This is a genomic window from Mycobacterium sp. 29Ha (assembly GCF_032883055.1).
Classification (GTDB): domain Bacteria; phylum Actinomycetota; class Actinomycetes; order Mycobacteriales; family Mycobacteriaceae; genus Mycobacterium; species Mycobacterium gallinarum.
In genome coordinates this window covers 433,555-454,080 of the sequence record NZ_JAMQTI010000001.1, presented here as the reverse complement: position 1 = coordinate 454,080, position 20,526 = coordinate 433,555, and the positions used below count along the sequence as shown (strand labels likewise).

Sequence of the window (20,526 nt, the reverse complement as noted above, 5' to 3'; positions counted from 1 at the left end):
GACACCAGACCGCGGGACGGGTGTGGAGTCAGCGACAACAACAGACATCAGCGACGGCGGTGAAACCCACGGCAATGAGGGTCAAGACATGACCACTCTTGTTGCCGGATGCCGTACGCATGGCGCGAACAATAACAGAGTCTTCCCAGGTTCTCCGCTCACGTTTGCCCGCTAGCGCGTCAGCCACCACATGACGACGACCAGCACCATGAGGATGACCAGCACCAACGTCACCCTCGACCTCGGCATGCCACCTCTCATCGCTGGTCCACGTCTTCGTCGTCGTGCTTGACCCGGCGCAAGACCCGTATCCCGTTCCCCAGTGCTCCGTCGAGTACCACTGCGACCCCGTAGGCCAGGGCCAGCACGACCGGCATCACCACCGCGGTCTGGGCGACGAACGGCAGTCCGGAGAGCCACAGCTCCACACCGTCCCACCAACTGAGGAAGCCGCCCATGCGGCCAGACTATTCGATGCGAAGATGACGTCGTGCCGGGCGAGAAATCAGAAACCACATGCATCGTCGCCGGTGGCGGTCCCGCGGGCATCATGCTCGGACTCCTGCTCGCCCGTGCGGGCGTGAACGTCACAGTCATGGAGAAGCATGCCGATTTTCTGCGCGACTTCCGCGGTGACACCGTGCACGCCAGCACCCTGCGCCTGCTGGACGAACTGGGGCTGACATCGGAGTTCGCGCAAGTTCCGCACCGTGAGATCGACACCCTGACCATGAGCGTCCAGGGCACCGAGGTGGGCATCGATCTGGGCCGAATTCCCGGTCCGCACAAGCACATTGCGCTTGTGCCGCAGTGGGATTTCCTCGAGTTGCTGGCCGCCGCCGCCGAGAAGGAGCCGACGTTTCGCCTGCTTCGCAGCACCGAAGTGCTCGGGCCGATGCTCAGCGACGAGAAGGTGGTCGGGGTGCGCTACCGCGGCGCTGACGGCGAGACTCGCGAGATGCGTGCCGCTCTGACGGTGGCGTGCGACGGCCGTTCGTCGACGCTGCGCGCGGCGATGGGTCTGCGGCCCCGAAGCTTCGGGGCGCCGATGGATGTGTGGTGGTTCAGGCTCCCCCGTGCGGCCGGCGATCCGCCCGGCCTGGCCGGTGTCCTCGGCGCCGGGGCGGCGCAGATCGTGATCGATCGCGGCGACTACTACCAGTGCGCCTACGTGATCCCCAAGGGCCGGGATGCCGAACTTCGGGCGCAGGGCATCGAGGCACTACACCGCGGCGTGGTGGGCCTCGTCCCGTGGTTGGCCGACCACGTCGCCTCCTTGACGTCGTTCAACGATGTCAAGCTGCTCGACGTGCAGCTCAACCGGCTGCGGCGATGGTATTGCGACGGCCTGTTGCTGATCGGCGACGCCGCCCACGCCATGTCCCCGGTCGGTGGGGTGGGGATCAACCTTGCGGTGGCAGATGCCGTCGCGGCGGCGGGGATGCTGGCGAGTCCGCTGCGGGAAGGCGCCGTCTCCACCAAGACCTTGGCCCGCGTCCAGGCCCGGCGCTGGCTGCCGGCGGCGCTCATTCAAGCGGTGCAACGCGTCGTCCACAATCGCGTCATCGCGGTGGCTGTGACCTCGACCCGGCCGGCCAAACCGCCGCTGCTCATCCGAATGGCGGCGCGGGTTCGCCCGCTGCGCACTGTGGCTGGGTACGGGATCGCCATCGGCCCCCTGCCCGAACACGTGCCGGAGTTTGCTCGGCGCTGACCGCGCCTTCGCAGGACACGCAGGCGATAAGTGGACGCCAGGCACGTCGGCAGTCGATGATGTCGGGATGGTTCTGCAAGACGCCGCCTCCGGTGGGCCATCGAAGGACATCGATTACAACGCCCCGTTGTCGGTGACGGCCCCGGTGCCGTACACCACCGGCGGGTCCCTGCGGAACCCGTTCCCGCCCATCGCCGACTACGCGTTCCTGTCGGACTGCGAAACCACCTGCCTGATCTCATCGGCGGGGTCTGTCGAATGGTTGTGTGTCCCGCGCCCCGACTCCCCCAGCGTGTTCGGCGCCATCCTGGACCGTCGCGCCGGCCATTTCCGTCTCGCCCCGTACGGGGTTTCGGTGCCTGCCGCACGCCGCTACCTGCCCGGCAGCCTGATTTTGGAAACCACCTGGCAAACCCACACCGGCTGGGTGATCGTGCGCGACGCGCTCGTGATGGGTCCTTGGCACGACCTCGAGACCCGGTCGCGGACGCACCGTCGCACCCCGATGGACTGGGACGCCGAGCACATTCTGCTGCGCACCGTGCGATGTGTGAGCGGCACCGTCGAACTGGTGATGAACTGCGAGCCCGCGTTCGACTACCACCGGGTCGCCGCGACATGGGAGTACTCGGCCCAGGCATACAGCGAGGCGATCGCCCGCGCCAGCCGCGATCCTGACGCCCACCCGACGATGCGGCTGACGACCAATCTGCGGTTGGGACTGGAAGGGCACGAGGCGCGGGCGCGCACCCGGATGAAGGAGGGTGACAACGCCTATGTGGCGTTGAGTTGGTCCAAGCATCCGGCGCCGCAGACGTACGACGAAGCCGCCGATAAGATGTGGGCGACCAGCGAGTGTTGGCGGCAGTGGATCAACATCGGCGAATTCCCCGATCATCCATGGCGCGCCTACCTGCAGCGCAGCGCCCTCACGCTCAAGGGCCTGACGTATTCGCCGACCGGCGCGCTGCTCGCCGCGCCCACCACATCGCTGCCGGAAACCCCTCAGGGCGAACGTAACTGGGACTATCGCTACGCCTGGGTGCGTGACTCGACGTTCGCGCTGTGGGGTCTGTACACGTTGGGTCTGGACCGTGAGGCCGATGACTTCTTCGCGTTCATCGCCGACGTGTCCGGCGCCAACAACGGTGAGCGCCACCCACTTCAGGTGATGTACGCGGTCGGCGGTGAACGCAGCCTCGTCGAGGAGGAGCTTCACCACCTGTCCGGGTACGACAACGCCCGCCCGGTGCGGATCGGCAACGGCGCCTACAACCAGATGCAGCACGACATCTGGGGCACGATGCTGGATTCGGTGTATCTGCATGCCAAGTCGCGTGAGCAGATCTCCGACACGCTGTGGCCGGTGCTCAAGCAACAGGTCGAGGAAGCGATCAAGCACTGGAAGGAACCGGACCGCGGAATCTGGGAGGTGCGCGGCGAGCCGCAGCACTTCACGTCCAGCAAGATCATGTGCTGGGTCGCACTGGACCGAGGCTCCAAACTTGCGGAGTTGCAGGGCGAGAAGTCCTACGCGCAGCAATGGCGCGTGATCGCCGAGGAGATCAAGGCCGACATCCTCAAGAAGGGTGTGGACTCCCGCGGCGTGCTGACGCAGCGCTACGGCGACGATGCGCTCGACGCCTCGCTGCTCCTGGCGGTGCTGACCCGGTTCCTGCCCTCCGACGATCCGCGCGTGCGCGCAACGGTGCTCGCGATCGCCGACGAACTCACCGAAGAGGGCCTGGTGCTGCGGTACCGCGTCGAGGAAACCGACGACGGATTGTCCGGTGAGGAAGGCACATTCACGATCTGCTCGTTCTGGCTGGTGTCCGCACTGGTCGAGATCGGCGAGATTCACCGCGCCAAGCACCTGTGTGAACGGCTGCTGTCGTTCGCCAGCCCGCTGCACCTCTACGCGGAGGAGATCGAGCCGAGGACCGGACGGCATCTCGGCAACTTCCCGCAGGCATTCACCCACCTGGCGTTGATCAACGCCGTCGTCCACGTGATCCGCGCCGAGGAGGAGGCTGACAGCTCAGGGGTTTTCGTGCCGGCCAATGCCCCGTCCTAGACACCCCGCCGCGAGCACTGTTACGCGCGTTGCGTACTCCTGCCAGGCAACGCATACCGCCTCGAGTTGCCCGGTCGAAACCGGGCCAGGCGGTCGGCCGGTTACTTCTCGGCGGCGTTGGCGACGATGTCGGTGACGATGGTCTCGGCCTCGTCCCCTGGTGAGTAGCTGCACGCCCACACCTCGACCGTGACGTTCGAAACCGGTGAAAGCGCGTGCTGGCATGCCCATCCGGCGGCGTCCCGTTGCGTCGTCACCTGAGTGACCAGGGCGTCTTCGGCATTGAACTCCTCGATATCCCAGTCATATGCGTCGCCGCCGTTGCCTACCGAAACGGTGGATTCGTTGCAACTCTCCCACTGCGCCTTGGACTTCTCGAAGAAATCCTGCGCCTTGTCGGCTGACGGATAGAGCACGACGGTCTGCTCGACCCAGTGCTCGTTGTCGTCGCCTTCTTCGCGCGATATCTGGTCCCGCACCGCGGTCCAGCCGCTGCCGGCGTACACGGGCTCCTCGGCCCCGTAGATCGCGCCGAGGCAGTCCGGGTCCGACACCGCGTCCGAATGGTCGGTCATCTCGTCCAGCTCGCTGGTGACCTCCATCGCGGACGAGCCCATGATCGCGTTGATCTCCCCGATCGGGAGCACCAGGTCGTCGAGTTTCGACTCGTCCAGCGGGGGCACGTCGCTGCGCCCGGCGTTCGGTGGACGCACCGCGGTACCCGCCACGGTGCTCACGCAGCCGGTGAGCAGGACGGATGCTGCGATCACGGCCGCGGCGGCGTGTCTCCGCTTGGCCGTACCGATGTAGGTCACCGCGTTATTGTGACCGACTGACGGCGAATGCGGGCACCACCGGCGAATTCCGGCGGCTACGCGGTGCCGACCTTCTCCAGCATCACCCGGGCCAACGTCGCGGCCGCCTGCGGGCCGCCCAAGCCGTTCATGTCGGAAACCTCCACGTCCACAACACAATCCGCCGCCACCCCGAGCGCGCGCTGGGACATCGAACCGGAGTCCTGCATCACCATCGCCGAGACCATCCGGCCGTCGACGGTCACGTCGGTGATCCTGCTCGTGCGTTGCGCACCGTGGTCGGGCTGATTCAGTACCAGCGCCTGTCCGTTGCACCGATGCCACTTGTCCGCCGCGTCGGCGAAGAACGCGCGCGCGTCGGCCTCAGAGGAGAACTGCACCACGCCGAAGAACCCCGACACCGGGGGCGCGTCGAACGATCCGCCTGTCCACGACTGGCTGGCGACCGATTGCACCGCAGCGGTGTCGTAGACCACCCGTTGCAGCCGGTACGTCGGGCTGACGCAGTCGGCGGGTGTGGCGTCAGCTTCGCCGATGGTGGCCAGGAGCATGCTCGGACCGCCCTGGACGCGCTGCCCCATCATGCCGTTGGGCCCCAGGACGGACAGCTCTTCCTGGGTGGGCAAAATCTTGTCGAGCGCACGCGCAGGAGAAGGTTGGACGGCTTCGGCGATGCGAACCGTGGGCCGCGCGTCCTGGACAGGAGCGCCACACGCCGCCAGCAGGACGCACGCGCTCAACGCACCCACTATGCGAGTCGTTGAGCGCATCATCTTCTGGTGGAACCTACTTCTTCGTCTTGTCGGCCGGGCCGTCGGTGGACAGAGCCGCGACGAATGCCTCCTGAGGCACTTCAACCCGACCTATGGTCTTCATTCGCTTCTTGCCCTCTTTTTGTTTCTCGAGCAGCTTGCGCTTGCGCGTGATGTCACCGCCGTAACACTTCGATAGCACGTCTTTGCGTATCGCGCGGATGTTTTCGCGAGCAATGATCTTCGAACCGATCGCGGCCTGCACCGGAACTTCGAACTGCTGACGCGGAATCAGCTCCTTGAGTTTGGTCGTCATCTTGTTGCCATAGGCGAACGCCGCGTCCTTGTGCACGATCGCGCTGAAGGCGTCGACGGCCTCGCCCTGCAACAGGATGTCGACCTTCACCAGATCCGCTTCCTGCTCGCCGGACTCCTCATAGTCGAGGCTGGCGTAGCCACGGGTGCGCGACTTCAGCGCGTCGAAGAAGTCAAAGATGATCTCTCCCAACGGCATTGTGTAGCGCAGCTCGACGCGCTCCGGCGACAGGTAGTCCATGCCGCCGAGCTCGCCGCGTCGGGACTGGCACAGTTCCATGATCGTGCCGATGAACTCGCTCGGCGCGATGATGGTGGTCTTCACCACTGGCTCGAACACCGTGCGGATCTTGCCTTCCGGCCAATCCGACGGGTTGGTGACGACCATCTCGCTGCCGTCTTCCTGTACCAGGCGATAGACAACGTTGGGCGAGGTCGAAATGAGGTCGAGGTTGAATTCGCGCTCGAGCCTCTCACGGGTGATCTCCATGTGCAGCAGCCCGAGGAAGCCGCAGCGGAAGCCGAACCCCAGCGCCACCGACGTCTCCGGCTCCCACGAGAGCGCGGCGTCGTTGAGCTGCAGCCGCTCGAGCGCATCGCGCAGATCCGGGTAATCCGAGCCGTCGACCGGATACAGCCCGGAGTAAACCATCGGGCGCGGCTCGCGATATCCCGTCAACGGTTCCGTCGCGCCGTGTTTCGCACTCGTGACGGTGTCACCGACCTTTGACTGGCGCACGTCCTTCACACCGGTGATCAGGTAGCCGACCTCGCCAACGCCGAGACCCACCGACGGCTTCGGGTCGGGCGAGACGATGCCCACTTCCAGCAGCTCGTGGTGGGCACCGGTGGACATCATCTTGATGCGTTCACGCGGCACGATCTTGCCGTCCACCACGCGCACATACGTCACCACACCGCGGTAGGTGTCGTAGACGGAGTCGAAGATCATCGCGCGGGCCGGCGCGTCGGCGTCGCCCGTCGGCGGCGGCACCTCGCGCACGACGTGATCGAGCAGGTCCGCAACGCCGTCGCCCGTCTTGCCCGACACCCGCAGCACATCGGTGGGCTCACAACCGATGATGTGGGCGATCTCGGCCGCGTAGCGGTCCGGGTCGGCGGCCGGCAGGTCGATTTTGTTGAGCACCGGAATGATGTGCAGATCGCGGTCCAGCGCCAAATAGAGGTTCGCCAGCGTCTGGGCCTCGATGCCCTGAGCGGCGTCGACCAGCAGCACCGCGCCCTCGCACGCCTCCAGCGCCCGGGACACCTCGTAGGTGAAGTCGACGTGGCCCGGAGTGTCGATCAGATGGAGCACGAACTCCTCGTCACCGACCTTCCAGGGCAAGCGGACGTTCTGCGCCTTGATCGTGATGCCGCGCTCGCGCTCGATGTCCATCCGGTCCAAATACTGGGCGCGCATATCACGATCGGCGACCACGCCGGTCAGCTGCAGCATCCGGTCGGCCAGCGTCGACTTGCCGTGGTCGATATGGGCGATGATGCAGAAGTTCCGAATCTGCGCCGGCGCGGTGAACGTCTTGTCGGCGAAACTGCTGATGGGAATCTCCTGAGCCGGGTCGGATGGTGCGCTACCAGGGTATCTAGCGAGGCCCCCGGCGACACAATCGTGGGAACGGACCTTCCCTTAAGCTCGTCGATATGGCTCCCCCCTGGAAAGGGCTGCAGACCTTCCAGCGCTTTGCGGAGAACCTGGTGTTCAACGAGGCGCCGAAGTTCATCCGCCAGCAGCTGCAACCCGAGACCGTCGCGCGCGGTCTTCAATACGGCATCAAGCTCGGTATCGACGCCATCGTCGGCGCGCCGGCTGCTGAGCCCCGCGCGATCACCGCGGGCCGGCCGGTAAGCCAGAACTTCGTCCCGACCGCACACCGGGCCCGCAAGCTGTCCTACGCGCCCGACCTCGACGGCCAGGCCGATCCCGGAGAGATCGTGTGGACGTGGGTGGTCTACGAAGACGATCCGACCAAGGGTAAGGACCGGCCGGTGCTGATTGTCGGGCGTGACCGGGCCGTGCTGCTCGGCCTGATGCTCTCCAGCCAGGAACATCACCGCGAAGACCCCAATTGGGTCAGCATCGGCACCGGCACCTGGGACTACGAGAGCAGGGCGAGCTGGGTGCGGCTGGACCGCGTGCTCGACGTGCCGGAAGAGGGCATCCGCCGCGAGGGCGCGATCCTGGCGCGGGAGAAGTTCGAGGTCGTGGCCGCGCGGCTACGCGCCGAGTACTCCTGGAGCTGATTTCTCCCTCGCGAGCGACCGTGTTTGCACAGCAACACGCCGCATACCGCGTGCATTTTGGGGTCGTTCGCGGCTTCTGGCGGGCCCTCGCGGATCAGGTCAGCGAGGCTCGCGCCACATCGGCCACATCGACGGTCCCCCGTCGGGCACCTTGATCTCGCCGATGACCTCGAACCCGAACCGCAGGTAGTACGCCTCGTTCTTCGGGTTGCTGTTCTCCAGATACGCGGGCACACGCTCGGCGTCGCAGCGGTCGAGCCGCGACCGCATCAACGCCTGGCCCAAGCCCGCCCCGCGCACTGACGGGTCACTGCCGATCAGCATCAGGTACCAATGCGGCTCTTCCGGATGGTGCTCCTCCATGATCTCTTGCAGCCGCACGCTCGCGGGTACACGGGACCGCAGCGACCACAGCATCACGGGGGCCATCCGCAGCTCCTCGAACCACGACGTCTTGCGCTGACCCGGCGGATCCCACAACGTGGCTGCACCGACGGGCCCGCCGCGCCTGCCGACCTCCGAACCCCCACGCGGCAGGAAGTGGTGCCGCGCCAAGCCGGTGAACGCCCGGGTCAGCCCCTTCAATCGGGTTCGGTCGTCGGGCAGCATCCACGACGTCACCGGGTCGTCGTAGAACGCGCGCGCCAGCACCGTGCCGATCCGTCGTGCGTCGCGCCGCTGCGCCGCCTCGACCTCGATCTCAGCCACGTGTGATGTAGGCCTGCAGCTGCTCCTGCTGCGCTTCGAGCTCTTCCATACGTGTCTTGACGACGTCACCGATGCTGACGATCCCGGTGAGCCTGCCGTTCTCCATCACCGGGATGTGGCGGACCCGCTTGGTGGTCATCAGCGCGCTGAGACTGTCCACCGTGTCGGTCGGGGTGCATGTGGCGACGAACGTCGTCATGATCTCCGAAACCGGCATCCGCAGCAGGTCGGCGCCGCGCTGGTGCAGCGCGCGGACGACGTCGCGCTCGGAGACGATGCCGATCACGCCGTCGGGCGAGACCACCACCATCGCGCCGATGTTGTGCACGGAGAGTTCGGTGAGCAGCCCGGACACCGAGGTCTCCGGGGTGATGGTCGCCACCGACGCACCCTTGTTCCGCAATACGTCCGCGATCCGCATCGTTGCCTCCGCTCGTGACCTGGCTCACTTCAGGCTAGGTCCGACTCGCGCCGCGCGAAAGGTTTTGGCATAGCTGTCCCAAAGTGCCCTTCCGAGGAATAGAACGGTGGTAGGCGCGGCTGGACCCTTTGACTTTCGACAGTCGACGCGGAAGGAACGAACATGGCAGCGGACAACGCCGTGCCCACCGTCGCGCTGGGCGACGAACTATCAGTCAGCGCAATCGGTTTCGGTGCAATGGCGCTGACTCCCGTATACGGCGAGGTCGACGACACCGAGTCGCTGACCACCCTGCATCGCTGTATTGACCTGGGTGTGACCTTCATCGACACCGCGAACGTCTATGGCGGCGGCGAAAACGAGCGGCTGATCGCCCAGCTGTTGGCCGACCGTCGGGACGAGGTCACCCTGGCAACGAAGTTCGGCATCACCGGCAATCCGGCCAATCGCGCGGCGCAAGAACTCGCGGCACGCGGAGATGCCGCGTACGTCCGCGCGTGCATCGACGAGAGCCTGCAGCGGCTGCAGACCGACGCGGTTGACCTCTACTACATGCACCGGCGCGATACGAGCGTGCCGATCGAAGAAACGGTGGGCGCCATGGCCGAGCTGGTGACGGCGGGCAAGGTTCGCCACCTCGGGCTCTCGGAGGTCACCGCCGACGAGCTGCGGGCCGCGGTGGCCGTGCACCCGATCGCGGCGGTACAGAGCGAATGGTCGATCTGGAGCCGCGACGTGGAAGCCAGCGTCGTCCCGGCCGCCGCCGAACTCGGTGTCGGGTTCGTCCCCTACTCACCGCTCGGCCGCGGCTTCCTGACCGGCACGATCACGTCTAGCGACGACCTGCCGTCCGGGGATTTCCGGCGCACCATGCCCCGATTCGGCGACGGTGCGCTGGACGCGAATCTGGCGGTGGTGGAGCTCGTGAAAGGTGTCGCCGCTCAACAGGGCGCGACGCCCGCGCAGGTGGCGCTGGCGTGGCTGCGGTATCGCGCACAGACGCTCGGTGTCGCGGCGGTGCCGATCCCAGGCACCCGGCGGGCGGCTCGCGTCGAAGAGAATCTCGGCTCGCTGTCGGTGACGCTGACGGCGCAACAGCTCGACGCACTGGATGCTGCGGCGGCCGCGGTCACGGGGCACCGCTTCGGAAACCTCAGCTGGGTGTCCGCGGGCCGCGAATAACGCCCATCGGTCCGGCTCGACGGGTATACCTAGGCCCATGATCGAGGTGACGCTGCTCGGCACCGGAAGCCCCATCCCCGACGCGAACCGCGCGGGCCCGTCGACGCTTGTCCGAGCGGGCGGTCAGACGTTCCTGATCGACTGCGGCCGCGGCGTTCAGCAACGGCTCACCGGCGCGGGCACCGGAGCCAATGCGTTGACGGCGCTGCTGCTGACCCACCTGCACAGTGACCACATCGCCGATCTTGGCGACGTGATCATCACCCGCTGGGTATCGACGTTCACCCCCGATCCCGCACCTCTGCCCATCATCGGTCCCCCCGGCACCGCCGAGGTGGTCGAGAACACGCTCAAGGCGTTCGGGTTCGACATCGGGTACCGCATCGCTCACCATGCGGACCTGAACTCACCGCCGCCGGTAGAGGTCTTCGAGTACACCGACGGCCCGGTGTGGGATCGCGACGGTGTGCAGATTCGCGTCGCACCGACCGACCACCGCCCGGTGGCGCCCACCATCGGCTTTCGTATCGAGCATGCCGGGGCCTCGGTCGTGCTGGCCGGCGACACCGTGCCGTGTGAGAGCCTCGACGCTCTGGCATCCGGCGCTGGCGCGTTGGTGCACACAGTGATTCGCAAGGACCTGATCGACGCCATGCCGATGCAGCGCATCAGGGATATCTGCGACTACCACTCCTCTGTCGAGCAGGCCGCGGAGACTGCGACACGAGCCGGTGTGGGCATTCTCATCCTCACCCACTACGTGCCCGCGATCGCGCCCGGCGCCGAAGACGAGTGGCGTGCATTGGCGGCGACGGCGTTCGATCGCCAGATCGAGGTGGGTGACGACCTGCATCGCGTCGAGGTCCACCCCGGCGTCTGCGCCAAGCCCGCGGGTTCATGACCGAACAGTGACGCTTCCGGCGCGACCACGCCGGCGTCCGTAACGTGGCGGTGTCGGCTGCCGACGAATTGAATGGCGGCGCTGTTGGTCAGCGCTGACCTCTGCGGCAGGTGTGAAGCAGAAGCACCTGAACCGGCATCGTCGGGAACGCCGGCCCGTAGCTCGGAAATCGAAGACCGCAAACACTGCGGCATTACCCGAAAGATGTGCGATACACATGACATCAGTGAGCACAATGGCGCGCAGATTCTGTGCAGCCGCCCTGGCCGCCCTCGTCCTGCCAGGTTTGATCGCGGTCGCAGGCCAAACCGGATCGGCCGCCGCCTACTCCCGGCCCGGACTTCCCGTCGAGACGCTGATGGTGCCGTCCGCCGCGATGGGACGCGACATCCCCGTGCGATTCCAAGGTGGCGGCACGCGCGCCGTGTACCTTCTCGACGGTCTTCGCGCCCGCGATGACAACAGCGGCTGGGACATCGAGACCGCCGCGTTCGAGGACTACTACCAGTCCGGGTTGTCCGTCGTGATGCCCGTCGGCGGAATGTCGAGCTTCTACACCAACTGGCAGGGTCCGGCGGTCGGCAACGGCACCACCTACAACTACCAGTGGGAGACGTTTCTGACCTCGGAGCTGCCCGCCTACCTCTCTGCCAACAAAGGCATCTCCCCCACCGGAAACGCCGTGGTGGGACTGTCCATGTCGGGTAGCTCGGCGTTGATCCTGGCCGCGTACCACCCAGCGCAGTTCGTCTACGCGGGATCGCTGTCGGGGTTCCTGAACCTGTCCGAAGGCATCTGGCCGGCGCTGGTCGGAATCTCGATGCGCGACGCCGGCGGATTCGACGCGAGCGCGATGTGGGGACCCGGCGGCGGGCCGGCCTGGCAGCGCAACGACCCGACGGTCAACGTTCAGAGGCTGGTCAACAATGGCACCCGGATCTGGGTGTACTGCGGCAGCGGCAGGCCCGGCGAGTTGGGTGACACGGGTCTTCCCGGTCAGGTCCTCGAAAGCATCACGTTGGACAGCAACAAGAACTTCCAGCGGCTCTACGTCGCCGACGGCGGCAACAACGGGACGTTCAACTTCCCGCCCAACGGCATCCACGATTGGGCCTACTGGGGTTCTCAGCTGAGGGCGATGAAGGGCGACATCCAGGCCACCCTCGGCGCGTAACCCTAAGCCAGCCGGGTGATCTCCACGACGACGTCGAGGTCGGTCGAGCCTTCGCCGGAGTAGATGCCCTTGAGTGGGCTGACATCCGAATAGTCGCGGCCGACACCGACACTGATGTACTGCTCGTTGATCTCGGCGTCGTTCGTGGGGTCGTAGTTCCACCAACCACCGGTCCACGCCTGCACCCACGCGTGGCTCTGCCCGTCGATGGTGTCATCGATCTTGGCCTTCTTGTTCGGATGCAGATACCCGGACACGTAGCGGGCGGGAATTCCCATGCTGCGCAGCAGGATCAGCGTCAGATGGGCGAAGTCTTGGCAGACCCCCTTGCCTTCGCGGTGCGCGTCCAGCCCGGACGAATGCACGCCGGTGGTTCCGGGAACGTACTCGAGTTCACTGTGCACCCAGTTGGCGGCCGCGACAACGGCCTCACGCGGATCGTGGTCCTTGATGATGCGCTGCCCCACCCGCGCAATTCGCTTGCTCTCCGGTGTGTAGTGCGTCGGGCCGAGCACTTCGTCGAACCGGTCGATCGCCCCCGCTGACCGCAGATCCTCCCAGCTGACATCCTCTTTCGGCATGGCGCCGCGGTTGGTCTCCACCACCGACGACGACGTCACCTCCAGCTCGGTGTGGGGCGCGTGCAGGTCGAACGCCGTAACCGCCGTGCCCCAATAGTCGACGTAGCGGTATGACCTTGTCGCGGGCACGGTTTCGACACGGTTCAAGATGACGTTTTGCCGGGCGTCCGAGCGTGGAGTCAGCCTGGCCTCGTTGAACGACGCAGTCACCGGTGACTTGTAGGCGTAGCCGGTGGAATGGACCACTCTCAGCCGCCACATCAGACTTCGCCTTCCTCGATGACCAGAGAGCCGTTATGTCCCGCGTCCGTCCATGCGACCCACGGGGCGGAGTGGAAGTACTCCAACGCCAACGCTTCCCCGACATCGGCACAGACCTTCTGCAGCCCGGCGAGACGCTCCTCGAGTGAATCCAGGAGCAGTCCGGGGCGCAGGAACTCCAGCTCGCTGCGCGCGCGGCCCAGCAGCCGTTGGGTTTCCGCGGTCGCACCGACGCGATTGAGGGCGCGGTGGCGCAGTTCGTCGAGGCTGTGTTCGGCCAGCCGCAGCGAATACATGACCGATCGCGGGAAAAGCCGGTCCAGCAGCATGAACTCGACGACACGGCCCGCATCCAGCACGCCACGGTAGGTGCGTAGATATGTGTCGTGCGCGCCCGCAGAACGAAGCACCGTCACCCACGCCGGTGAGGACGCACTGTCGCCGACACGGGCCAGCAGCAGCCGGACGGTCATGTCGACCCGTTCGATCGCGCGGCCCAAGACCATGAAGCGGTAGCCGTCGTCGCGGCTCAACGTCGAATCCGCCAAACCGGCGAACATTGCCGCGCGGCCCTCGACAAATGACAGAAACTCATGTGGCCCAAGACGTTTCGCTGCGCGCTCACGTTCAGCGAGTGCGTTGTAGGTCGTGTTGAGGCATTCCCAGATCTCCGTTGAGGTGACCTCGCGAGCACCGCGGGCATTCTCGCGCGCGGCCGAGATGGCCTCGACGATCGAACACGCTCCGTGTGAGTCCCGGCCGAAGGCGACGATGTCGGTCAACGACCACACGTCCAGCGACTCCTCGGGCGGCTCGATGCCGAGCACGCGCAGCAGAGTCCGTGACGCCTGATCGGGGTCGACGCTGGAGTCCTCGAGCAATTGGTGGACCGTCACATCGAGGATTCGGGCGGTGTCGTCGGCCCGCTCGACATAGCGTCCGATCCAATACAGCGATTCAGCGTTGCGGGCCAACATCATTGGCTCCCTTGCGCTTGCTGCTGTTGTTGCTGTTGCTGAGTCTGGGATCCGTTCGTGGCGCCCGTCGGCTGCGACTGCTGTTGTTGCTGCTGTTGTGAGCTCTCGGAACCGTTGTCGCTCTTCGGCGCCTTCGGCGCCTTGGGCAGCGACCGCACCACTTCGGCCGCGGCGAGCTCACGGTCGGCGACCGAGGTGCGCGACGCCAGCACCCAGGTGTCCTTGGATCCCCCTCCCTGGCTGGAGTTGACGACCAGCGACCCTTCGGGCAGGGCCACTCGCGTCAGGCCGCCGGGCAGCACCCAGACATCGTCACCATCGTTGACGGCGAACGGACGCAGGTCGACGTGCCGGGGCGCCAGGCTGTCGCCGATCTGGGTCGGGACGGTGGAGAGCTGAACCACCGGCTGCGCGATCCAGCCGCGCGGGTCGCTCCGGATCTTCTTGCTGATCGCAGCGAGTTCCTTCTCCGACGCATCGGGGCCGAACACGATGCCGTAGCCGCCCGAGCCTTCGACCGGTTTGATGACCAATTCATCCACTCGATCGAGGACTTCCTCACGTTCCTCGTCGAGCCAGCACCGAAAGGTGTCGACGTTGGCCAGTAGCGGCTTTTCGCCCAGGTAGTACTCGATGATCGTGGGGACGTAGGTGTAGACGAGCTTGTCATCGCCGACGCCGTTGCCGACTGCGCTGGAGATGACGACGTTGCCCGCCCGCGCGGCATTGAGCAGGCCGGCAACGCCGAGTACCGAGTTGGGATTGAACTGCATCGGGTCGAGGAAGTCGTCGTCGATGCGCCGGTAGATGACGTCGACCTGGCGCTCGCCCTCGGTGGTGCGCATGTAGACGGTGTTGTCGCGACAGAACAGGTCGCGACCCTCGACGAGTTCGACGCCCATCTGACGGGCGAGCAGCGAATGTTCGAAGTACGCCGAGTTGTAGACGCCGGGCGTCAGCACGACGACGGTCGGATCGGCCTCGTTGGAGGCGGCCGCATTGCGCAGTGCCCGCAACAGATGTGACGAGTAGTCGCCGACGGCCCGCACCCGGTGAGTGGCGAACAGATTGGGGAAGACCCGCGCCATCGTCCGCCGGTTCTCCATCACGTAGGAGACTCCCGACGGTGAGCGCAGGTTGTCCTCGAGCACGCGGAAGGCGCCCTGCGCGTCGCGAACGAGGTCGATGCCTGCGACGTGGATACGGACGCCGTTGGGCGGGGATATGCCCACCGCCTCACGGTGGAAGTGCTCGCATGAGGTCACCAGCCGGCGCGGAATGACCCCGTCGCGCAAGATCTCCTGTTCGCCGTAGATGTCGTCGAGATAGGCCTCGAGCGCCTTGACCCGCTGGGTGATCCCCTTCTCGAGCCGAGTCCACTCCGCCGCCGAAATCACCCGCGGGACGAGATCCAGCGGAAACGGCCGCTCCTGACCGGATAGCGAGAACGTGATGCCCTGGTCGATGAAGGCACGCCCGAGGGCCTCGGCGCGGGCCGCCAGCTCGGAGGCGTCAGTCGGCTCCAGCTCGGCGAAGATGCCCTTGTAGGGGCCCCGGACGTTGCCCTGGGCGTCGAACATCTCGTCGAACGCCTTCGAATAGCTGCCCAGGCTGTTGTAGCCCTCGAAAACGCCGTCGTGACGTCGGGGCTTTGTCGAGCGGGTTCGCGACGATCGTGCGGTGTCGGCGGGAAGTGTTCGAAGACTCACCATTGACATGCTGCACCAAGTGCGGCGTTTCGGCAGGCCAGCGACGTCACTTTGGGCATTTACCCACTGCGCTGGTAATCTGAACCCTCGCTGCCCGCAGGTCGGGGGCCCAATAACGTCTTTGCATTCAACCAACCTGGATTTACGAAGGAAAACACGCGTGGCCAACATCAAGTCGCAGGAAAAGCGCATCAAGACCAACGAGCGCCGCAGACTGCGCAACAAGTCGGTGAAGTCGTCTCTTCACACGGCTGTCCGCGGATTCCGGGAGGCCGTCGAGGCCGGGGACAAGGACAAGGCCAACGAGTTGCTGCTGAAGACCAGCCGTCAGCTCGACAAGGCCGCCAGCAAAGGCGTGATCCACAAGAACCAGGCGGCCAACCGCAAGTCCGCGCTGTCGCGCGCGTTCAACAAGATCTGATTCCGCCCGTCCGCTTCAGTCTGAACTTCGGACAACTAGTCCGCGACGAGCTCGGCGACCTTTCGCACCGCTGACTCCAACGCGTAGTCGGCGTCCGCTGCGGCTCCCTTCACGTCGGCGTTCAACGCCGCGACGAGCCGCATCGCCTCCGCGACCGAGGCGCGCGACCACCGTCTCGCCTGCTTCTGCGCCTTCTGCACCCGCCACGGCGGCATGCCCAGCTCCGATGCCAGCCGGTAGGGATCGCCGGACAGCGGCGCCACCCGGGCGATCGTGTGGACGGCCTCGGCCAGTGCGTCGGCCAACACCACCTGGGGCTCGCCGGCCAGCATCGCCCAGCGCAGCGCCTCGGCGGCGCCCGCGACGTCGCCGACGACCGCCTTGTCCGCGATGTCGAAGCCCTTCACCTCGGCCTTTCCCGAGTGGTATCGACGAACGGCCGCGGCGTCGACCTCGCCGTCGGTGTCGGCCACCAACTGCGAGCACACCGAGGCCAGGTCGCGGATGTCGGAGCCGACGGCGTCCAGCAGCGCTGTCACGGTGTCGTCGCTGACTTTGACCTTCAGTGAGCGGAACTCGCGCCGCACAAAGTCGGCACGCTCGGCGAATTTCGTGATCTTGGCGCATGGATGGACCTGTGCGCCAAGGCCTTTGAGCTTGTCCGCCAGCGCCTTGGCGCGGCCACCACCGGAGTGCACCACGATCAACTCGGTTCCTGACGGCAGGTCGGCGGCGACTTCGGAGATGAGCGCGACCGCGTCCTTGCCCGCCTCGGCTGCGGACTCCAGCACCACGACCCGCTCTTCGGCGAACAACGACGGGCTCAGTAGCTCGGCGAGCTCGCTGGTGCTGACCTCACCGGCGCGCAGCCGGTCCACGGGGACGTCCTCGGTGCCCGCCCGCTTGCGGGCACTTTTGAGCACCGCGGTTATCGCCCGTTCGACCAGCAGCTCTTCGTCTCCGAGCACCAGGTGCAAGCGTGCAGCATCGTCACTCACCCGACGATCGTGTCATGGCCACCCGACAGACCCGCCACCGTCCACGCCAGCCCGACGACGAGCGCCACACATACGCCCATGCGGGTCCAGCGCCGGCGCCACAGCACCACGACCGCGCCTCCCGCCGCAGCGACGACGACGACACCCAGCAGCCCTGACGGCACGGCGATCGACGCGCCCGGAACACGTGCCGACCAGTGCGCAACGCGAAGCAACCACCACAGTTCGGGTCCGGTGAACCTGATCAGCAGATCCGCTCCCGCAGGCCAGACCGGGCACACGGCCGCGGCGGCGGTGCCGACGACGGTGATCGGCGGAATGACCACGGCGACAGCCAAATTGGCGGCCACCGACATTACGCTGAGGGTGCCCGATATCCCCGCGATGAGAGGTGCGGTGACGAGTTGGGCGGCGACAGCGACGCACACCGCGTCGGCGAGCGGCTTGGGCCAGCCACGCCCGACCAGGCGCCGCGACCACACAGGGGCGATGACCACCAACGCCGCGGTCGCCGACACCGACAGGGCGAACCCCAGGTCGACAGCGAGTTCGGGCGAGGCGATCATCAGCACCAGAACCGTCGCCGACAGTGCTGGAATCGCCTGCCGACGGCGGTGCGACACCAACGCCAACAGCGTGACCGCGCCCATGACCGCGGCGCGCAACACACTCGCCGAGGGCTGCACCACGACGACGAAACCAAGCAGCGCGAACGCCGCGAGCACTACCGCCATCCGTGGTCCGACGACACCGGCACTCAACAGCACCGCCCCGCACACGATGGTCACATTGGCGCCGGACACCGCGGTCAGGTGCGTCAGGCCCGATGCCCGGAACTCCTCGGTCGTCTTCGGCGACAGCGTCGAGGTGTCGCCGAGGACCAGCGCAGGCAACATCGCCGCCTGATCCGCGGGCAGGGCGCCGCGCGCCGCCTCGGCGAAGCCCGCGCGGACGTCATGTGCGGCGCGCAGCACGGTTGCCGCCTCACCCAACGTCGGCGTACCTGTCGCCGACAGCACGGCGACCGTCAAATCGTTGCGCGTCGGTCGGCCGATCTGGGCGCGGAATGCGACGGGTCGGCCCGCAGTCAGCTCCGAAAAGGCAGCGGCCGAGGCGAATACAACAAGCCTTCCGCTCACCTCGCGACCGTCGAGTTCCTGAAACGTCGCGCGGAACATCACCCGGTTGCCGCCCAGTTCGCGAGGGCTTTCCACCGGTGTGACGAGGACGGAGGCGACCGTGCCGTACCGCTGGGAGACCGGATGCTGCCCCATCGCGTCGACGCGAAGTCCGATCGCGATGGCGAACGCTGCACCGACCACCGCGACGGCGAGCACCCCTGCACCGAAGGTGCGATCATCGCCGCCGCGGCCACGGCCCCACCACCCCGCCGCTGCGGTCCCCGCGACCGCAACCGTCGACATGGCGATCACACCTGTTGTGGGCCAGAGGATTCCGGCAGCTGTCACCGACCAGGCGGTCAGCGCCGCCGGTACCAGGCGCAGGTCGAGCCTCGTGACGCCCGGGTCCATCGTGGTCACACATGGACGCGATCGCGCAGCTTTTCCAGCCGCGCAGGCCCGATGCCGTCGACGTCGCCGAGTTGGTCGACGCTACTGAAGCGTCCGTTGGCGTCACGCCACGCGACGATCGCTGCCGCGGTCACCGGACCGATCCCCGGCAGGCCGTCGAGCTGCTCGACGGTTGCGCTGTTGAGGTCCACCAGACCGTCCGGCGCTGCGGGATCGCCGGGAATCGAAGGCACCTCCGATGACGCGGCCGGGGCCGCTCCCGGGCTGATGGAGCTGCCCATCGTCGCCGGCTCCCCCGGTACCGGAGCGATGCCGACGACGATCTGCTCGCCGTCTGCGACTCGTCGTGCCATGTTCAGTTCCAACAGATCCGCGCCGTCGAGCGCGCCGCCAGCGGCAGCGAGCGCATCGGCGATCCGAGCCCCCGGGTCCAGCGTCACCAGGCCAGGCTTACCGACAAGGCCGACCACGCTCACCACGACGGGTGTATCGGGTGCGGGCGCACCAGCGGATGGGGTCGGACTCGCCGACGAAACCATCTGCACCGGCGGCAGTTTCGCCGAAGTCACCGGCGGCGAGTCGTCGCGCGCCAGCGTGAACAGTGTGACCAGAACCGCGATGACACCCACGACACCCAATGCGATGACCCCCGCCCTGCCCGGATCTGCTCGCACGGCCGCCAGCCAACTCGGCGTTCCGCCGGCATTGGAGTCGGGTAACCACCGCGACAACAACGTGTCGGGCCGGGGCTCGCTGTCGGCATCGGTATCGGGCTCACTCTCTGCGCCGAGACGGCGATGCAGACGCTCGGCGGGCAATTCCGTTCGCATGAGCCGAAAGTAGGCCCGACGTCGGACCGCACTTGCCGCGAACAGGGACACGCGACGCGCGCTGGGGATCAAATGACGGTTGTGGATAGGTGCGTTGTCTAGGGTTGATGTCCGGTGTCCGCATCGATGAGTCTCACCGCGGCACGAGGGGGTGCAATATGGATCGTCGAACCCCGATGACGGCCGGTATTGCGTTCGCGGTGCTGTACGCCGTTGCACTGGTGCTGGCGCCAAGATTTCCCGGCATCGACAAGCCGGGCTCGGCGATCGTCGCGCATGTCAATGAGCACTCGGGGGCGATGCGCGCACAGGCACTGCTGCTCGCATTCGGGTCTCTGGCGCTGGTGGCGCTACTCGGGTATGCGCGTGAGCGGTTGTCAGGCCCGGCCGGCTACGTTTTCACCGTCGGTGCCGCGGCGTTGCTGGCGCAGGTGTTCATCGCCACGTGGTTCGCCGCGGGTTTGGCACTGCACCCCGAACAGCTCGGCTCGGCGACCGCACGGACGATCACCGACATCGTGACCATGTCGGCTCCGATGCTGACGATCACGAACCTCATGATGGCTGTACCGATTCTGTTGGCCGCCAATGCCGGTCAGTTCCCTCGCTGGCTTGGGATCGTCGCCGCCGTGTTCGCGGTGGAGCAGCTGATCGAGACGATCACGATCATCGGTCCCCCCGGCAGCTTCATCTCGCCCGGCGGCCCGATGAACACCTATCTCGGCGCACCGCTGCTCATCCTGTTCTTCTTGGCGCTCGGCGCCGCGTTGTCTGCGGAGCCGCAACGCGACAAGCGGCCCGCCACCGCCGACGCCCCCGACGCGAGGGACCCGGCGACCGAACCGGACTCGGCCGAGGAATTGAAACCCGTCGAAGAAACCGTTGAATGATCGGAACTC

21 protein-coding genes are annotated in these 20,526 nt (G+C 66.5%); 8 read left to right on the top strand and 13 right to left on the bottom strand.

Annotated elements, in window-relative coordinates:
• Positions 1-28: 28 nt before the first annotated feature.
• Together M1248_RS33300 and M1248_RS02230 are read right to left on the bottom strand one after the other, a co-directional pair.
• Positions 29-121 carry an Ms4533A family Cys-rich leader peptide gene (locus M1248_RS33300; RefSeq protein WP_350310121.1) on the bottom strand — a complete coding sequence of 31 codons (93 nt, stop codon included), beginning with the start codon at positions 119-121 and terminating at the stop codon, positions 29-31.
• A 136-nt stretch (positions 122-257) separates the two neighbouring features.
• Positions 258-458 (bottom strand): hypothetical protein, encoded by a 201-nt coding sequence (locus tag M1248_RS02230; protein WP_083125268.1) that lies wholly within the window; start codon positions 456-458, stop codon positions 258-260.
• Positions 459-490: 32 nt separating this feature from the next.
• Here M1248_RS02230 and M1248_RS02225 point away from each other — a divergent pair, with 32 nt between their 5' ends.
• Together M1248_RS02225 and M1248_RS02220 are read left to right on the top strand one after the other, a co-directional pair.
• Complete coding sequence (locus M1248_RS02225) at positions 491-1,714, top strand: FAD-dependent oxidoreductase (protein WP_163729653.1); 1,224 nt, start codon at positions 491-493, stop codon at positions 1,712-1,714.
• Positions 1,715-1,781: 67 nt separating this feature from the next.
• Positions 1,782-3,788, top strand: coding sequence for a glycoside hydrolase family 15 protein (locus M1248_RS02220; RefSeq protein ID WP_163729655.1), 2,007 nt, complete (start codon positions 1,782-1,784; stop codon positions 3,786-3,788).
• 101 nt (positions 3,789-3,889) lie between these two features.
• Here the strand turns inward: M1248_RS02220 and M1248_RS02215 are convergent, their stop codons facing one another.
• Genes M1248_RS02215 through lepA form a run of 3 tightly spaced genes read right to left on the bottom strand, consistent with a single transcriptional unit; the run spans position 3,890 to position 7,237 of the window.
• Positions 3,890-4,603, bottom strand: a complete 714-nt coding sequence (locus M1248_RS02215; protein WP_317147414.1) for a sensor domain-containing protein — start codon at positions 4,601-4,603, stop codon at positions 3,890-3,892.
• 56 nt (positions 4,604-4,659) lie between these two features.
• A complete protein-coding gene (locus M1248_RS02210; RefSeq protein ID WP_163729659.1) occupies positions 4,660-5,373 on the bottom strand; it encodes a sensor domain-containing protein in 714 nt (237 codons plus the stop codon).
• Between the two features lie 16 nt (positions 5,374-5,389).
• On the bottom strand, positions 5,390-7,237 hold the full coding sequence (gene lepA, locus M1248_RS02205) for a translation elongation factor 4 (protein WP_163737317.1): 1,848 nt from the start codon (positions 7,235-7,237) through the stop codon (positions 5,390-5,392).
• Between the two features lie 95 nt (positions 7,238-7,332).
• On the opposite strand from lepA, the gene M1248_RS02200 reads away from it, so the two are divergent.
• Entirely contained in the window at positions 7,333-7,932 is a 600-nt protein-coding gene (locus tag M1248_RS02200; protein WP_163729661.1) for a type II toxin-antitoxin system PemK/MazF family toxin, read from the top strand.
• A gap of 99 nt (positions 7,933-8,031) precedes the next feature.
• Here the strand turns inward: M1248_RS02200 and M1248_RS02195 are convergent, their stop codons facing one another.
• Entirely contained in the window at positions 8,032-8,640 is a 609-nt protein-coding gene (locus tag M1248_RS02195; protein WP_163729663.1) for a GNAT family N-acetyltransferase, read from the bottom strand.
• Complete coding sequence (locus M1248_RS02190) at positions 8,633-9,061, bottom strand: CBS domain-containing protein (protein WP_163729665.1); 429 nt, start codon at positions 9,059-9,061, stop codon at positions 8,633-8,635. Before M1248_RS02190 ends, M1248_RS02195 begins: the two co-directional genes overlap by 8 nt.
• A 162-nt stretch (positions 9,062-9,223) precedes the next feature.
• Here M1248_RS02190 and M1248_RS02185 point away from each other — a divergent pair, with 162 nt between their 5' ends.
• The 3 genes from M1248_RS02185 (at position 9,224) to M1248_RS02175 (ending at position 12,318) form a co-directional block, all read left to right on the top strand.
• Complete coding sequence (locus M1248_RS02185) at positions 9,224-10,243, top strand: aldo/keto reductase (RefSeq protein ID WP_317147412.1); 1,020 nt, start codon at positions 9,224-9,226, stop codon at positions 10,241-10,243.
• A 37-nt stretch (positions 10,244-10,280) separates the two neighbouring features.
• Positions 10,281-11,144 (top strand): ribonuclease Z, encoded by an 864-nt coding sequence (locus M1248_RS02180; protein WP_083125259.1) that lies wholly within the window; start codon positions 10,281-10,283, stop codon positions 11,142-11,144.
• Between the two features lie 217 nt (positions 11,145-11,361).
• A complete protein-coding gene (locus M1248_RS02175; RefSeq protein ID WP_174262058.1) occupies positions 11,362-12,318 on the top strand; it encodes an alpha/beta hydrolase in 957 nt (318 codons plus the stop codon).
• Between the two features lie 2 nt (positions 12,319-12,320).
• Here M1248_RS02175 and M1248_RS02170 read toward each other — a convergent pair whose 3' ends face one another.
• From M1248_RS02170 to M1248_RS02160, 3 genes are read right to left on the bottom strand one after another with little or no spacing between them, the layout of a single operon-like run.
• Positions 12,321-13,160, bottom strand: a complete 840-nt coding sequence (locus M1248_RS02170; protein ID WP_163729669.1) for a transglutaminase domain-containing protein — start codon at positions 13,158-13,160, stop codon at positions 12,321-12,323.
• Positions 13,160-14,137, bottom strand: a complete 978-nt coding sequence (locus tag M1248_RS02165; RefSeq protein ID WP_163729671.1) for an alpha-E domain-containing protein — start codon at positions 14,135-14,137, stop codon at positions 13,160-13,162. Before M1248_RS02165 ends, M1248_RS02170 begins: the two co-directional genes overlap by 1 nt.
• Positions 14,137-15,717 carry a circularly permuted type 2 ATP-grasp protein gene (locus tag M1248_RS02160; RefSeq protein WP_410506609.1) on the bottom strand — a complete coding sequence of 527 codons (1,581 nt, stop codon included), beginning with the start codon at positions 15,715-15,717 and terminating at the stop codon, positions 14,137-14,139. The genes M1248_RS02165 and M1248_RS02160 overlap by 1 nt, the downstream gene beginning before the upstream one ends.
• A 289-nt stretch (positions 15,718-16,006) precedes the next feature.
• On the opposite strand from M1248_RS02160, the gene rpsT reads away from it, so the two are divergent.
• Positions 16,007-16,267: a 30S ribosomal protein S20 gene (gene rpsT, locus M1248_RS02155; protein WP_083125256.1), complete on the top strand. Its 261-nt coding sequence runs from the start codon at positions 16,007-16,009 to the stop codon at positions 16,265-16,267.
• Positions 16,268-16,302: 35 nt separating this feature from the next.
• Here rpsT and holA read toward each other — a convergent pair whose 3' ends face one another.
• Genes holA through M1248_RS02140 form a run of 3 tightly spaced genes read right to left on the bottom strand, consistent with a single transcriptional unit; the run spans position 16,303 to position 19,627 of the window.
• Entirely contained in the window at positions 16,303-17,244 is a 942-nt protein-coding gene (holA, locus tag M1248_RS02150) for a DNA polymerase III subunit delta (protein WP_163737323.1), read from the bottom strand.
• Between the two features lie 17 nt (positions 17,245-17,261).
• Positions 17,262-18,797: a ComEC/Rec2 family competence protein gene (locus tag M1248_RS02145; protein ID WP_317147469.1), complete on the bottom strand. Its 1,536-nt coding sequence runs from the start codon at positions 18,795-18,797 to the stop codon at positions 17,262-17,264.
• A 5-nt stretch (positions 18,798-18,802) separates the two neighbouring features.
• On the bottom strand, positions 18,803-19,627 hold the full coding sequence (locus M1248_RS02140) for a ComEA family DNA-binding protein (RefSeq protein WP_163729675.1): 825 nt from the start codon (positions 19,625-19,627) through the stop codon (positions 18,803-18,805).
• Positions 19,628-19,785: 158 nt separating this feature from the next.
• Here M1248_RS02140 and M1248_RS02135 point away from each other — a divergent pair, with 158 nt between their 5' ends.
• Entirely contained in the window at positions 19,786-20,517 is a 732-nt protein-coding gene (locus M1248_RS02135) for a hypothetical protein (RefSeq protein ID WP_317147411.1), read from the top strand.
• Positions 20,518-20,526 lie beyond the last annotated feature (9 nt).

Excerpts from the sequence above, each read along its gene's own strand:
- M1248_RS02220 (WP_163729655.1), top strand. The coding sequence starts at position 1,782 with ATGGTTCTGCAAGACGCCGCCTCCGGTGGGCCATCGAAGGACATCGAT.
- M1248_RS02170 (WP_163729669.1), bottom strand. The coding sequence starts at position 13,160 with ATGTGGCGGCTGAGAGTGGTCCATTCCACCGGCTACGCCTACAAGTCA.
- M1248_RS02180 (WP_083125259.1), top strand. The coding sequence starts at position 10,281 with ATGATCGAGGTGACGCTGCTCGGCACCGGAAGCCCCATCCCCGACGCG.
- M1248_RS02165 (WP_163729671.1), bottom strand. The coding sequence starts at position 14,137 with ATGTTGGCCCGCAACGCTGAATCGCTGTATTGGATCGGACGCTATGTC.
- M1248_RS02135 (WP_317147411.1), top strand. The coding sequence starts at position 19,786 with ATGGATCGTCGAACCCCGATGACGGCCGGTATTGCGTTCGCGGTGCTG.
- M1248_RS02175 (WP_174262058.1), top strand. The coding sequence starts at position 11,362 with ATGACATCAGTGAGCACAATGGCGCGCAGATTCTGTGCAGCCGCCCTG.
- M1248_RS02140 (WP_163729675.1), bottom strand. The coding sequence starts at position 19,627 with ATGCGAACGGAATTGCCCGCCGAGCGTCTGCATCGCCGTCTCGGCGCA.
- M1248_RS02185 (WP_317147412.1), top strand. The coding sequence starts at position 9,224 with ATGGCAGCGGACAACGCCGTGCCCACCGTCGCGCTGGGCGACGAACTA.
- M1248_RS02210 (WP_163729659.1), bottom strand. The coding sequence starts at position 5,373 with ATGCGCTCAACGACTCGCATAGTGGGTGCGTTGAGCGCGTGCGTCCTG.
- M1248_RS02160 (WP_410506609.1), bottom strand. The coding sequence starts at position 15,717 with ATGTTCGACGCCCAGGGCAACGTCCGGGGCCCCTACAAGGGCATCTTC.
- M1248_RS02200 (WP_163729661.1), top strand. The coding sequence starts at position 7,333 with ATGGCTCCCCCCTGGAAAGGGCTGCAGACCTTCCAGCGCTTTGCGGAG.
- M1248_RS33300 (WP_350310121.1), bottom strand. The coding sequence starts at position 121 with ATGCGTACGGCATCCGGCAACAAGAGTGGTCATGTCTTGACCCTCATT.
- M1248_RS02145 (WP_317147469.1), bottom strand. The coding sequence starts at position 18,797 with ATGGACCCGGGCGTCACGAGGCTCGACCTGCGCCTGGTACCGGCGGCG.
- M1248_RS02230 (WP_083125268.1), bottom strand. The coding sequence starts at position 458 with ATGGGCGGCTTCCTCAGTTGGTGGGACGGTGTGGAGCTGTGGCTCTCC.
- M1248_RS02190 (WP_163729665.1), bottom strand. The coding sequence starts at position 9,061 with ATGCGGATCGCGGACGTATTGCGGAACAAGGGTGCGTCGGTGGCGACC.